The 13,523-nt window shown below is 55.8% G+C and carries 14 protein-coding genes; 8 read left to right on the forward strand and 6 right to left on the reverse strand.

What is annotated here, in order from left to right; all coding sequences use genetic code 11:
- Nucleotides 1-26: 26 nt before the first annotated feature.
- Nucleotides 27-644: a DUF6992 family protein gene (locus RUDLU_RS0123455; RefSeq protein ID WP_027303331.1), complete on the reverse strand. Its 618-nt coding sequence runs from the start codon at nt 642-644 to the stop codon at nt 27-29.
- A 46-nt stretch (nt 645-690) separates the two neighbouring features.
- Nucleotides 691-1,164, reverse strand: coding sequence for a cyclic pyranopterin monophosphate synthase MoaC (gene moaC, locus RUDLU_RS0123460; protein ID WP_019990887.1), 474 nt, complete (start codon nt 1,162-1,164; stop codon nt 691-693).
- 135 nt (nt 1,165-1,299) lie between these two features.
- Between moaC and RUDLU_RS0123465 the strand changes: the two genes are divergently transcribed.
- The 5 genes from RUDLU_RS0123465 (at nt 1,300) to RUDLU_RS29775 (ending at nt 4,038) form a co-directional block, all read left to right on the forward strand.
- Nucleotides 1,300-2,499 carry a molybdopterin molybdotransferase MoeA gene (locus tag RUDLU_RS0123465; protein WP_019990888.1) on the forward strand — a complete coding sequence of 400 codons (1,200 nt, stop codon included), beginning with the start codon at nt 1,300-1,302 and terminating at the stop codon, nt 2,497-2,499.
- A gap of 31 nt (nt 2,500-2,530) precedes the next feature.
- Nucleotides 2,531-3,085 (forward strand): RNA polymerase sigma factor, encoded by a 555-nt coding sequence (locus RUDLU_RS0123470; protein ID WP_019990889.1) that lies wholly within the window; start codon nt 2,531-2,533, stop codon nt 3,083-3,085.
- A 4-nt stretch (nt 3,086-3,089) separates the two neighbouring features.
- Nucleotides 3,090-3,401: a hypothetical protein gene (locus RUDLU_RS0123475; RefSeq protein ID WP_027303332.1), complete on the forward strand. Its 312-nt coding sequence runs from the start codon at nt 3,090-3,092 to the stop codon at nt 3,399-3,401.
- Nucleotides 3,402-3,550: 149 nt separating this feature from the next.
- Complete coding sequence (locus tag RUDLU_RS28035; protein ID WP_211220224.1) at nt 3,551-3,853, forward strand: hypothetical protein; 303 nt, start codon at nt 3,551-3,553, stop codon at nt 3,851-3,853.
- Nucleotides 3,854-3,864: 11 nt separating this feature from the next.
- The gene (locus RUDLU_RS29775; RefSeq protein WP_157580369.1) at nt 3,865-4,038 is read left to right on the forward strand and encodes a hypothetical protein; all 174 of its coding nucleotides are present in this window, start codon (nt 3,865-3,867) and stop codon (nt 4,036-4,038) included.
- Between the two features lie 237 nt (nt 4,039-4,275).
- Here RUDLU_RS29775 and RUDLU_RS0123490 read toward each other — a convergent pair whose 3' ends face one another.
- Nucleotides 4,276-5,148 carry an AraC family transcriptional regulator gene (locus RUDLU_RS0123490; protein ID WP_019990893.1) on the reverse strand — a complete coding sequence of 291 codons (873 nt, stop codon included), beginning with the start codon at nt 5,146-5,148 and terminating at the stop codon, nt 4,276-4,278.
- Between the two features lie 137 nt (nt 5,149-5,285).
- Between RUDLU_RS0123490 and RUDLU_RS28040 the strand changes: the two genes are divergently transcribed.
- From RUDLU_RS28040 to RUDLU_RS0123505, 3 genes are all read left to right on the forward strand, one after another.
- A complete protein-coding gene (locus RUDLU_RS28040) occupies nt 5,286-6,191 on the forward strand; it encodes a sugar phosphate isomerase/epimerase family protein (RefSeq protein WP_044129671.1) in 906 nt (301 codons plus the stop codon).
- A 195-nt stretch (nt 6,192-6,386) separates the two neighbouring features.
- Nucleotides 6,387-7,496 carry a Gfo/Idh/MocA family protein gene (locus tag RUDLU_RS0123500; protein ID WP_019990895.1) on the forward strand — a complete coding sequence of 370 codons (1,110 nt, stop codon included), beginning with the start codon at nt 6,387-6,389 and terminating at the stop codon, nt 7,494-7,496.
- Nucleotides 7,497-7,508: 12 nt separating this feature from the next.
- Entirely contained in the window at nt 7,509-11,318 is a 3,810-nt protein-coding gene (locus RUDLU_RS0123505; protein WP_019990896.1) for a PVC-type heme-binding CxxCH protein, read from the forward strand.
- 33 nt (nt 11,319-11,351) lie between these two features.
- On the opposite strand, the gene RUDLU_RS28045 is transcribed toward RUDLU_RS0123505, so the two are convergent.
- The 3 genes from RUDLU_RS28045 to RUDLU_RS0123520 form a co-directional block, all read right to left on the reverse strand.
- The gene (locus tag RUDLU_RS28045) at nt 11,352-12,068 is read right to left on the reverse strand and encodes a sensor histidine kinase (protein WP_044129672.1); all 717 of its coding nucleotides are present in this window, start codon (nt 12,066-12,068) and stop codon (nt 11,352-11,354) included.
- Nucleotides 12,069-12,256: 188 nt separating this feature from the next.
- The gene (locus RUDLU_RS0123515; protein ID WP_245581709.1) at nt 12,257-12,865 is read right to left on the reverse strand and encodes a hypothetical protein; all 609 of its coding nucleotides are present in this window, start codon (nt 12,863-12,865) and stop codon (nt 12,257-12,259) included.
- Entirely contained in the window at nt 12,829-13,362 is a 534-nt protein-coding gene (locus RUDLU_RS0123520) for an RNA methyltransferase (protein WP_019990899.1), read from the reverse strand. Before RUDLU_RS0123520 ends, RUDLU_RS0123515 begins: the two co-directional genes overlap by 37 nt.
- Nucleotides 13,363-13,523: the final 161 nt, after the last annotated feature.

Genomic DNA, 13,523 nt, shown 5'->3' on the forward strand with positions numbered 1-13,523 from the left:
ATGAGGCCGTTTTGTCCGGCCAGTTTCTACCGCAGCGGAATCACTAGCCCAACACCGTCGCTGGTGCGGCCAAGCAAGGCATCCTGTTGCCGGTCGCCCCGCTTTTTAAACAAGGCGTAATTGACCAGGTCGAATACCAGCAGAAATCCACCCTGCACGATCACCGATTTCCCGAAGCCCGTCAGCTGATCGCGCTTGTCGGCATTATGGCGTCCCCGTTCGATCAGGTAGGCCCCGCCGGCCATGTAGGCAACATCGAGCCCCGCGTTGAACAGCAACGTTTGCTTCATGCTTTGGTGCCGCCGAACGGCCTCCGAAAGCGTTTCAGTTGTCGGGTCTGCCTTGCGCGATCCCAGCAAACCTAGTCCGGCAATGCCCAGATTGACGAGGTTCCAGTACACGTTCATCCGGTGGAAATAGTGAGCTTCAGTACGCTCGCGTCCGGCGGCCAACGCCCCTAAGGCGATGTTGGCGAGCGCGTATGAGCCCAGGGTGAGCTCCAGCGTACGTTGGTGCGCCACCCGGCCCCGGCTAAACTCCTGTAGCTGAGGAGACGGAGCGGGCGCTGGGTTCGTTTGGGCCGATGCCGAGAAACCGGCCATCACCGACCCGGCCAGAAAAGCCATACGTTGTAGTCTATTCATGCTTTCTGTAACCCGCCGGGCCGCCCGGTTGTTAGGCAAGTGCCCGTCAGCTCCGCCTGAAATCGCGCTTGCCGCCCGCTTTGGCCATCAGTTTGGTCTCCGCAATGACAATATCATGCGAGAGCGCCTTGCACATATCATAAATGGTCAGAGCCGCCACCGAGGCTCCAACAAGGGCTTCCATCTCAACGCCCGTTTTGCCTTCGGTCGTAACGGTACAGTCGACTACCGCATCGTTGCCCTGTAGTTCGATGGTCAGTCGGCAGCCGTCGAGGCCGAGCGAATGACAAAGCGGAATCAGTTCATCGGTTCGTTTGGTGGCCATAGTACCGGCAATGATAGCCGTCTGGAAAACCGGGCCTTTCTTGGTCTGAATATCGGCATGGGCAAACTGCGCGACTACGGCGTCGGGCAGTCGGACAAGGCTGCGGGCGTGGGCCATGCGGTGCGTGACGGCCTTCGCGCCAACGTCGACCATGGCCGGGTTGCCTTGTGGGTCGAGGTGTGTAAATTCGTTCATGGGGTAAAAGTAGGCAGAAGGGGGCAACCGGGAAAACTCCTAGATAGCCGACCATCCAATTTTCGGGGCGGGCCGGTCGGGATTTGCGTTTTTCCTCTTTCCTTTGTTTTTGTCTCCAACCAAGAACCAATTCGTATGCTTTCTGTGCACGACGCCGTCCGTATTACGCAAACTCATTTGCTCGCCTTACCCGACCAGATGGTCACGCTTGAAGAAGCCGTTGGCCGCGTGCTGCGCCAACCCCTGACTGCCGACCGCGACGTGCCGCCGTTCAACCGGGTGACTATGGACGGGATCGCGTTTCGGTACGAAGCCTTTGCCGGTGGGGCGCGTCAGTTTCGGGTGTTGGGGTCGCAGTTTGCCGGGCAGCCCGCCAGCACACTTACCGACCCGACAGGCTGCCTGGAAGTAATGACCGGAGCTGTGCTGCCCCTCGGCACCGATACGGTAGTGCGCTACGAGGATGTGCAGATTGAGGAGGGGATCGCGACCGTTCAGGTAGCGGAGGTGCAGGCCGGGCAAAACATCCACCCCCAGGGCAACGACCGACCCGCGGGGGATGTTTTGCTTCGGGAGGGGACATTGTTTCGGTCGGTCGATGTGGCCGTAGCGGCCTCGGTCGGGGCGTCGAAGGTGTCGGTGGCCACCCTGCCCCGGGTGGCCATTATTGCCACGGGCGACGAACTCGTGGGCGTCGACGAAACCCCCGCGCCACATCAGATTCGGCATTCCAACATTTACATGATTCGGGCGGCTTTGCGGGCGTTGGGGGTCCGGGCGATGCTCCATCACCTGCCCGACGACCGTGAGGTACTCAAAATTGGGCTTCAGAACCTGCTGGAGCATAACGATGTGTTCATTTTAAGCGGAGGGGTGTCGGCGGGGAAGGCCGATTTTGTACCGGCTACCCTGACCGAGCTGGGGGTACAATGCCATTTTCATAAAGTGGAGCAGCGCCCCGGTAAGCCACTCTGGTTCGGAACCACCGAGGGTAATAAGCAAGTGGTATTTGGTTTGCCCGGCAACCCGGTTTCGACGGTGATGTGCACCTATAAATACGTGTTGCCGTACCTGCGGGCGGCTATGGGGCAAACCGCGCCCCGCCCTATGTACGCCCAACTGGCCGAACTGTTTGTGTTTCGGCCCGCCCTCACGTACTTCCTGCCCGTACGACTCCAATACGCGCCCGATGGCCGATTGCTGGCTCACCCGCTACCGGGTTCGGGTTCGGGTGATTTTACCAACCTGACCGGTGCCGACGCGTTTCTGGAACTCCCGGCCGACCAAACGACCTTTGCCGAGGGCGAAGCCCTGCCCGTGGTGAGTGCCTGGTAAGCTGTTGTAATCCTGTAAACCCGCCGTGTTCATGGCCGACCCACCCAAACGAACCATTCTTTCGACGGTAAAGCAGTACGGTAACCGGCTGTCGCAGTTTATTCGTGGGCGGGTGCGATCGAGCTATGATGCCGACGATGTGTTGCAGGACGTTTGGTATCAGTTGAGTAAGGTAGTCGATCTGGACACCATCGAGAGTATGAGCGGCTGGCTGTATCAGGTGGCGCGCAACCGCATTACCGATCTGTACCGCCGACGGCCTGAAGAAAGCTTTTCCGATCTGGCTTCGGATGACGAAGAGGGTGGGCTGTTGGGCTTTCGCGAGATTCTGCTGGCCGACCCACAGACGCCCGAAGATGCGTACTTCAAAGACCTGTTCTGGAATGAACTGATGGCTGCCTTAGACGAACTTCCTGATAATCAACGGACGGTGTTTGTTCAGAACGAGCTGGAAGACCGTACTTTACAGGCTATTGCCGATCAGACCGGCGAGAGTCTGAAAACGATCATCTCGCGCAAACGCTATGCCGTGCAGCACCTGCGCAAGCGGCTCCAAAATCTGTATAACGAACTTGGTTCGCTCTGACATCATGAAACGCTTTCCCCGACGACGGTTTCTTTTTCCTCTCATGCTCGTGCCGATCCTGCTGGCGGTAACCGGTCTGGTGTACTGGCTCTGGAATACGGTGCTCGTGGCAGTGGCCCCCCTGCGGCCGGTCACGTATTGGCAGGCCATGGGTCTACTGGTCCTGTCGCGAATCCTGTTCGGCGGAATGCGGTTTGGTCGCCCCGGCAACCGGCCGGGGTGGGGTGGGCCACCGTGGCGCGAAAAATGGCGGTCGATGAGCGAGGAAGAACGCGAAACGTTTAAAGCCGAATGGCGCAAACGTCATCACTCCTGAAGGGCAAAGTCCCGTTGTGCGCCAGTTTGCGCGGTTTTTGCCGTTTTTGAAAAAAAAGTCTCAAACCGGTAAAGTATTTTCCCGGTGAGTCCGTCATCCTCTTCAGAACGTTTGTAAATCCGCGTTCTGACAAGACGATGAACCTAATTTTGAAATCCATTTTGGCCGGTCTGCTTTTGGGCGCGGCTTTGTTTATGCTGCCGTTCTTTTTGTTGCGGCTGGCTATTTTCTTTCTGCTGATGGGCGCCTTTTTTCGGCTGGTGCGTGGCCCGCGCCGAGGGCCCTGGGCGTTTGGTAAATCCGGTCGAGGGTTCGGGCAACGGGGTTTCGCCTTTGCCGACCGCATTCGGCAGATGAGCGACGAAGAATATAATGCGTTCAAACAACAACGCTGCGGGCATTGGGGGCGTCAGGCTCCGTACACCCAATCAGCCGAAACCACCAACCTCTAATCTCGATCGCCATGCAACGCCGTATCAATCCAATCGTTGTTTTTCTGACGGCTGCCCTCACGCTGGGTAGTTTGCTTGCTCTGGTGGGACATAACCATCTCGACGGTCGAGGCCACTGGAGCTTCGGGTCGGGGGCCGAGTGCCGCCATTGGGGGCAAGCCCCGGACGCTCAACCGAAGCCTTAAAAGCTGGTTAAGCGGGCATAAGTGAATGAACAATGTAAAATGCATAATTGAATTACCTACTCACAACCAGTCGTTTAATTGTACATTTTACGTTGTTCATTATACATTTAATTCAGTCTGAGTACTTAGTTTCGGGCTAATCGCCTGATTAAACGAAAGCCGACAGCTCCGCAATGGGGTTGTCGGCTTTCTGTATTACAGGGCATTGAGTTGGCAGAAGCGGGGTTGTATCGGTCGTTACAAGGCCCGGTAGGTACGCACGTAGGTTGAGGGTGTTTTGCCCGTCACTTCTTTAAACTGTCGGTTGAAGTTAGAAAGTGTTCGGTAACCGCTTTCGTAACTGATTTGGGTTACGCTCATTGAGCCGTCCATCAGCAGCTTACAGGCATGGCCTACCCGTACCTCGGCCACAAAATTGGAAAACGTTTTGTTGGCCCGGATTTTAAAATACCGGCAAAAAGCAGAGGGGGTCATACCCGCCAGATCGGCAACGGTGTCGAGGCAAATATGGTCGTGGAAATGGCTCATTACATAGTCGTGTACCACCTGAATGCGGTCGGTTTCGGAGGGTTTTACGGTGTTGGTGTACCCCAGGCTGGTAATAAACTGGTAGTCCGACGTCCGCGAGAGCTCGTGGAGCAGGTTCAGCAAAGCCAACACCCGCTCGAAACCCGGTTCGGTTTGTTGCACCCGGCGAAGCAGCTCAATGGCGCGGTCGCGGGTGGGCGAAAGCCACTCCAGCCCCCGGCGGGCGTTTTCGAGCAGTTGCCGAAGTAATCCCATTTCGCGCTGGGCGAAGAAGGTATCACCCAGAAAATTTTCGGTGAAATACACTACAATGCCGTGCGTCTGGAGGCCACTGTCGCGCTCAAAATAGGGTTTATCGCTGCGCCACAGGTGAGGTAGGTTGGGACCAAGCATGACGAAGTCGCCCTCGGCAAAAGGCCGGATTGAGTCGCCGATAAATCGGGTGCCCGTGCCCTTTTCGACCAGAAAGAGCTGATAATGCGGATGAAAGTGCCAGTTAGGGTCGAAGTGTGGTTCGGTGAGCTCGTGAACCGCAAACGATTCGGCGACCGGCTCAAGGTCTTTGCGGAGGGCTTGTTTCATAACGACTTCCAGATTTTAGGCTTAAATTTTAGTCTATTGAGTAAAGTGAAGGTAAAATACAGTCGGTATTGGGTAATAAAAGCAGGGCAACCCGCCGATTTACTATGTAGATTTGTGGTAATTTAGAAAGGTACTCTATGAATAAATTGGGGATGAACCTCTTCGTCTGGACCATGTCGATGGACGAAGATATGGCGGAAACGCTCCGGTATCTGAAAGAAACCGGCTTTGAGTTTGTCGAAATGCCCGTGGGCGGTACCGATGACCGGGCGGCAGACCTGGCCAAGTGGACACAGCTGGGTCAGCAGGCCGCTGCTCTCGGACTGGATGTTCAGACGTGTTCGTTGCTGCCACCCGAACTGACGCTCCTCAGCCCCGACGAGACGGTGCGGCAGGCTGGTGTTGAGTACCTGAAACACGTGGTTGATTGTTCGGCAGCAGCTGGTTCCACTATTCTGATGGGGCCGCTTTTTGCGGGCTTCAAAACGTTTGCCGGTCGGCCTGCCACCGCCGATGAGTGGCAGTGGTCAGTAGAAAGTATGCGGCAGGTTGCCGATTATGCCCAAACGAAAGGGGTGGTACTGGCCATCGAATCGCTCAACCGGTTCGAGACGTACCTGCTCACCTGCGCCGATGATGTGGTGCGCTATGTCAAGGCCGTTGACCATCCGTACTGCCGGGCTGCGTTTGATACGTTTCATGCCAACATTGAGGAGAAAAACGTGGCCGATGCCATCCGAACACTGGCCCCGTACCTTGTGCACGTACAAATCTCTGAAAATGACCGGTCGACGCCGGGGCAGGGCCAAATCCGGTTCGAGCAGGTGTTTAACACTCTCGCCGAAGTAGGGTACTCAGGCCCCATCGCCATTGAAGCCTTTGGGCCTAATCCGCCCGAACTGGCTGCCGCTACGCACATATTCCGCCCGATGTTTGCCTCAGCAGAGCAACTGGCAGCCGAGGGGTTTGTGTACCTCCGGCAAATGCTCGAAGAGGCTCAGCCAATTACCGAAATTCCCGATAGTCAGGTTATAGAAGCGTAGTGTACGTATTGAGTCAGAATTTAATGGACAATGTACAGTGTAGGATGAATAATGAACTCAAGCTGGTATCAGTAGAGCCAATCATTATACATTATTCATTACGGTTCATTATACATTATTCATTCATGTATAAGTAATTGAGCGTATTGGGCTCAATTACTGAAAGCCCTTTTGTTTTTCTTTTCCTTTTACCCAATGAAATTCAACATCGCTATTGTAGGTCTCGGGTTCGGGGCCGAATTTATCCCTATCTACCAGCGGCATCCGCTCGCCAACATGTACGCCATTTGCCAGCGTAACGTCGAGAATCTAAACAAGATTGGCGACGAGTTTGGCGTTGAAAAGCGGTATTCGAGCTACGACGAGCTGTTGGCCGACCCGGACGTGGATGCCGTACACATCAATTCGCCCATTCCAAATCATGCTGAGCAAAGCCTCAAAGCCCTCCGGGCGGGTAAGCACGTAGCCTGTACAGTGCCTATGGCGACCACCGTGGAGGAGTGCGCCGAGATTGTCCGGACGGTTCGCGAAACGGGCAAGAAGTACATGATGATGGAGACCGTTGTGTATGCCCGCGAATTTCTGTTCGTCAAAGAACTGTACGAAAAAGGCGAGCTGGGTAAAGTTCAGTTTCTGAAAGCTTCGCACCAGCAGGATATGGACGGCTGGCCCGATTACTGGCCTGGTTTGCCTCCCATGCACTACGCTACGCACTGCGTGGGTCCGGTGGCGGGGCTGCTTAAACTGGAAGCCGAGTACGTATCGTGCTTTGGCTCAGGAACCATCCGTGAAGAACTGGCTAAGATCCATAACTCACCGTTTGCGGTCGAGTCGGCGCATATCAAGTTCCGCAACAGCGATCTGTCGGCTTACGTGTACCGGTCGTTGTTCGACGTGGCCCGTCAGTACCGGGAGAGTTTCGAGGTGTACGGCGACAAGAAGTCGTTTGAATGGCAGCTGATTGAAGATGAGCAGCCGGTGATTCACACGGCGAAAAAACCGGAGCCTGAAATCCCCGAAAAAGTAACAGTTCCTGATTACGCCCACCTGTTGCCCGAACCCATTCAGCGGTTCACGACCAAGGGCGTGTACGATGCCGACGACAGCCAGCACCTGTCGTTTACGCAGGGGGGCGGCCATGGCGGCTCGCACCCACACATGGTGCATGAGTTTCTGACGGCCCTGAGCGAAGACCGCGATCCGTTCCCCAACGCAGCCCAGTCGGCCAACTGGACGAGCGTCGGGATTCTGGCGCACGAGTCGGCGCTGAAAGGCGGAGAGTTGATTCGACTGCCGGAGTTTTAATAAAACATCAGTATGAACAAAGTTTGGCTACTGGGAGCAACTCTGCTCTTTTCTCACTGTACGCGTACCCCCTCAGCCACCTTGCGCGATACGGGAACGCAGCAGAACACCGTCGTTGGGGCGCCAGCCGATACCAAACCGCGCCGGACGGAAATCTTGTTTTTGGGCGACAACGGGCACCATCGGCCTGTTGAACGGGTGCCGCAACTGATGGCTGCCCTCGGCAACCGGGGGATAAACATTACGTACACCGACCGGCTGGAAGACCTCAACCCGGAAAATCTGGCCAAGTACGACGGGATGCTCATTTTTGCTAACTGGGATAGCATCCCGAAACCACAGGAGCGGGCCTTGCTCGACTTCGTGTCTTCGGGCAAAGGCCTGATTCCGGTGCATTGTGCATCGTTCTGCTTCCGAAACTCGCCCGAGTACGTCGATAAAGTGGTGGGTGGGCAATTCTGGCGGCACCGGATGGATACCATTCAGACCCGGTTTACCCAGCCCAACGATGCCCTGGTAATGGGTCTGCAGTCGTTCAAAGCATTTGACGAGACGTATCTGCATAGCCACCTGCAGCCCGACAACAATGTGTTGGCTGTACGTGAGGTAAAAGCGGATCAGTTCAAAGACCTCGCCGACGCCGGCCGGCCCAACCAGAAAGAAGAACCGTACACCTGGACCCGTACGTACGGCAAAGGGCGGGTATTCTACACGGCCTATGGGCACGACGAGCGTACCTGGAGTCAGCCCGGATTCATGCAACTGCTGGAGCGGGGGATTCTGTGGTCGGTGGGCGATCGGGTGAAGAAGTTGCACGACGATCTGAAACCCCAGGCCTTCGCCTACGACGAGGCTAAACTGCCGAACTACGAAAAACGTCCTGGTCCTCAGATGAAGCAGCGAGCCCTCTCACCCGAGGAGTCGCTGAAGCATATTCAGGTACCGGTCGACTTTACGCTCGATCTGTTTGCCCACGAACCCAATGTGATGCACCCCATTGCCATGACCTGGGACGACCGTGGTCGGCTGTACGTGCTTATCACGAAAGACTACCCCAACGAGCGTAAGCCTGAGGGGGGCTCTGACTACATCGTGATCTGTGAAGACACTAACAACGATGGTAAGGCTGATAAGTTTACTAACTACGCCGAAGGGTTGAGCATTCCGACCGGGATGGTCTGGGCCAACGGCGGTCTGGTGGTGTCGCAGGCTCCGCACATGCTGTTCCTGCGTGATACCAACGGCGACGATAAAGTCGATGAGAAGAAGATTCTGTTCACGGGCTTTGGTACGTTCGATACGCACGCTGGCCCCAGCAACCTCCATTATGGGTTCGACAACTGGATCTGGGGGAGTGTAGGCTACTCAGGCTTCAAGGGTAAGGTGGGTAGTGCTGATTCGCTGCAGTTCGGACAGGGCTTTTTCCGGTTTCGTCCCGATGGCTCGGCGCTCGAATACATGACCAACACCTCCAACAATACCTGGGGGCTGGGCTTCAACGAAACCGGCGACGTATTTGGTAGCACGGCCAACAACGCACACGGCTGGTACATGGCCATTCCGAATGCAGCCTACAAGTCGCGCCCCAACGTCATGAACGGCAGCCGGAGCACCGATACGCACAAGGACATGAAGCCTATTACCGACCGCGTTCGGCAGGTCGACGTCTTTGGGGGCTTCACGGCCGCGGCCGGGCACAACCTGTACACCGCGCGGGCGTTCCCCAAAGCGTACTGGAACAAGGTTGCGTTTGTGTCGGAACCAACGGGCCACATTGTTCACCAGAACGTGCTCGAAAAGAACGGTACGGACTACGAAGACCGCGAAGGCACGCAGGGTATCGGCTTTAACCTGATGGCCGGTGCCGACGAATGGTTCTCGCCAGTATTTGCTCAGGTGGGTCCCGATGGTGCCGTTTGGGTAGCCGATTGGTACAGCTTTATCATTCAGCACAACCCGACACCGCAGGGCTTTGAAAACGGTAAAGGAAACGCCTACGAAACCGACCTGCGTGATTTTACGCACGGCCGTATCTACCGCGTAGGTTATAAGAAAGCCCCGACGTACGTAGCGCCCCGACTAGACAAAAATGACCCGGCTACGTTGTTGGCTGCTCTCAAAAACGACAATCAGTTCTGGCGGATGAAAGCCCAACGGCTGCTGGTTGAGCGCGGGCAGCGCGATGTAGTGCCCCAGTTGCTGGCCATCGCCAACGACCCGAGCGTAGACGAAATCGGAATCAATGCCCCGGCTGTACACGCCCTCTGGACGCTGCACGGACTTGGTGCAATCAAACCGTCTGATCTGACTACGGCTCTGAAACACCCGTGTGCAGGTGTTCGGAAAACAGCCGTTCAGGTGATGCCCCGCACAGAAGAGGGCGTAACCATGCTGCTGGCTCAGAAAGCCCTTTACGATGCCGAACCGCTCGTGGTACTCAACAGCCTGCTGGCGTTGGGAGAGGCTCCGGCTTCACCAACTATCGATGAGGCTGTGCTGGCCCGGCTCCGGCAAACCGATGCCAACAACGACCGGTGGTTGCCCGATGCCTTTGCCGTTGCCCTCAACCGGGATAAAGGCCGACTGATGCGTCAGTGGCTGGGTTCAATTAAAACCGCACAGGCGGCTCCGGCCGGAAACGGCTCAGGGGCCATGCACCACGATCACAGCACCATGCATCAGGGTGGCCCGAACGCGGGCAGCCAGGCCGGAAGCCCCACGGCGCGGACCGAGGTGAAAACGACCAATGGTCCTGATCTGGTGGTGACGCGCGTGGCTACCGAACCGCTTCAGCCGTTTGTGCGCGAAGGGGCCCGCACCACGATCTACGTAACTAATCAGGGCAGCGTGGCTGTGCCGAAAGGAACGCCTGTACCCCTTACGATTCGGTTTGAAAGCAAAGGTGGTGGGCCAGCTGCTCAGAAAGTAGATTACGTTAGCCGTACGCACGTCGACGGGATTCAGCCGGGCGAAACGGTAGCCATTCGCCGGACCAACAACGGTCCGTGGGTGGGCGACCTCTGGCTCACGGCCGAACAGGCAGGTGACTATACTTTTGCGGTGAGCATTGACAAGGAAAATACACTGGGTGACAGCGACCGGAAAAATAACGAATTCCGCACGACACTTACGTTCCGGGCTCCGGCGCGTATGCGGACCGTAGCGCTCGAACGTACCGCCCGTGCGTATGCCTCAACGGCTGCTCCCGATTCGGTAGTAGCGATGCTGACCCAGGCCGCTTCGCTCGAAGCCGATGATGCCAATGCTCTAGTGAAAGGCTTAGCCGATGGGTACGATTACCGGGCGAAAGTGAAGCCATCGGCTGCAGCTCAGGGTTTGTTGGCCGGTCTGGACAACCGCCTGCCCGCCGACGCCCGCCCGCGCCTGAACCGGCTGCTCGAAGCCTGGGGTATGCGTGATGCCAACGCCGACCTCGACCCCAATGCGCAGGTTGTACGGATCAAAACGATTCGGGAAGAGATGCGTTTCGACAAGAAAACGTTCGAAGTAACGGCGGGTAAACCCGTTGTGATTATTCTGGAAAACCCGGATGCCATGCAGCACAACCTGGTGGTGGTGAAGCCAAAGTCAATGGAGCGGATCGGGAAACTGGCCGACGCCATGATTACGGCCAAAGACGGTGCCGAGAAGAATTACGTACCCGAGTCGTCGGATATATTGGCGGCTACCACGCTGGTGAACCCCAACCAAACCGTGCGGGTCACCTTCAAAGCGCCCGACCAACCCGGTGACTATCCGTTTGTCTGTACGTTCCCCGGCCACTGGCGAATCATGAACGGGGTCATGAAAGTGAAGAAGTAGAAAGAAAAAAGGATCGGGCAACCGGTCCTTTTTTTATGCCCGTTCGTAGCAAACCAGTTGCGGTACCGGGTGCGTCAACATAGCCGGGAAGGGAATGTGAATACAGAATTCGCTTCCCTGCCCAACCTGGCTCCGAAGCTGAATACGCCAGCCGTGAGCCTCAATAATCTTACGAACGTAGCTAAGCCCCAGCCCAAAGCCCTTAACGCTGGGGGAGTCGGCCAGATTGACCCGGAAAAAAGGCTGAAAAATCTGCTCCTGCAAATCAGCCGGAATCCCAATACCCCGATCCGAAATCGAAACCCGAATACCGTCTTCGTTACAGGTGGTGGTGAGGCAAATGTCCAGATTCTCCTCACTGTATTTAACCGCATTGTCGATCAGGTTGAACAGGACATTGGTCAGGTGCAACCGATCGGCCAGGCACTCCGTACGGGAGGCCAGCAGATTCAGGCGCAGGTACGAGCCATGCCGTCGGGCTACCGACCGGACCAGCTCATGAATGTCGAGTCGTTCCACGCACATATACAGGGCGTGGTGATCGGCCCGGGCTAAGCTGAGCATCACCTCTACCTGTTGCTGTAGTCGGTCGGTCTCTTCACGAATAATCTGCACGTACTTGTTGGTGCGCTGCGGATTATTGTGGGTAATAGGCGAGTCGAGCACATCGGCAGCCATTCGAATAGCCGCGATAGGTGTCTGGAACTCGTGAACAAGTGTGTGTAGAGTTTGTGTCGTTAGCGTGTTCATGACCGGTGGCAGGCTTTTTGAAGAGACCGTTCACGGATGATTAAAGTGTTGTTTTAAGGTTTTTCAGACTAAGGAAGGTGAATTGAGGGGGTGGTGTAGATGTATGGCTAGTTGATCAAATGGAAATTGAAGTAAATAAAAACCCGCCTGGTTTGCAAGCGGGTTAGAGGTATTTAATAACCAGTTAATTATTCGGCGGCCACAGGAGCTGCCTCAGCAGTAGCTTCAGGTTGGGTTGTTGCCTTGGCGGATGTGGTTTGGCGAGTGGTTTTGGCACGGGTAGTCGGGGCCTTAGCCGTCCGGGTTGGTGCCGGTTTGGTTTTGGCAGCTGCGGGGTCAGCTTTAGGTAGGGGTAGGGCAAGGGGCTGAGGTTCTTTGGCGCGTTTGTTCTGAGCTCGTTGCGCATTTTTAGCCGCCTTAGCCTCGTTCTTTTGGTTCTTCTTGGCGTCCTTTTTCGCTTTCTTTTCGGCTTTTTTTACCGATTTTTCGGACTTCTTCTGATCCTTCTCGGCGTTTTTAGTCAGTTTATCCGCCAGTTTTATCAGCTTCTTTGCCAACTTCGCGGCTGCCTTATCAACGGCCTTCTGCACCTTTTTAGATTGGGTGCCAACTTCATTGATTTTCAGTTCGATGGCGCTTTTGATGTCGCTCGCCAGCGATTTCTTGTCTGCTTTCATGAGGGTTTTATTAAGTTCTATAACTGCATTATGTCTAACTGGTAAATACAAGCAGATTTGTGCGGTAAAGCAAGAAAAGTCTGTTAAGCTTTTGTTGTTTTTTGCAGGAAGTCCCAGCAAACAATACCGGCTGTAACCGCAATATTGAGTGAGTGCTTCGTGCCAAACTGCGGGATTTCGACCACCAGGTCGGCCTGTTGGACAACGGTATCGGCAACACCGGTTACCTCGTTACCAAACACAAAGGCATATCGTTTGTTCGGGGTGGGGGTAAAATCCGACAGTGAGGTACTTCCCTCGGCTTGTTCAATAGCCACAACGGCCCAGCCTTCGGCCCGGAGCCGGCTGCACAGCGCCAATACGTCAGGTTCATAAATCCACTCAACCGACTCGGTGGCACCCAGGGCCGTTTTGGTGATGTCGCGGTGGGGTGGCTGTCCCGTGATACCACAGAGGTACAGTTTTTCGGCCCGGAAGGCATCGGCCGTTCGGAAGACCGAGCCCACGTTGTTGAGGCTGCGAATGTCGTCCAGAATAAGGCAGTACGGAAATTTAGGGACGGTTTTAAATTGATCAACCGAGAGCCGATTAAGCTCGTCGAGAGCGAGTTTACGCATACGTTGGGTACGGGTGATGGCACGTTTGGAGGGGGCAAAGAAACGAACAGCCGGGGAATGTGCAATCTGAATGGGTGATTTTGGACAAACAAAAACCCGTCGGTCGCGACTTGCCCCAAAGCTGGGCAGGTCGCGACCGACGGGGTATAACTCGGGGTTGC

It is taken from the genome of Rudanella lutea DSM 19387, assembly GCF_000383955.1.
Lineage (GTDB): Bacteria > Bacteroidota > Bacteroidia > Cytophagales > Spirosomataceae > Rudanella > Rudanella lutea.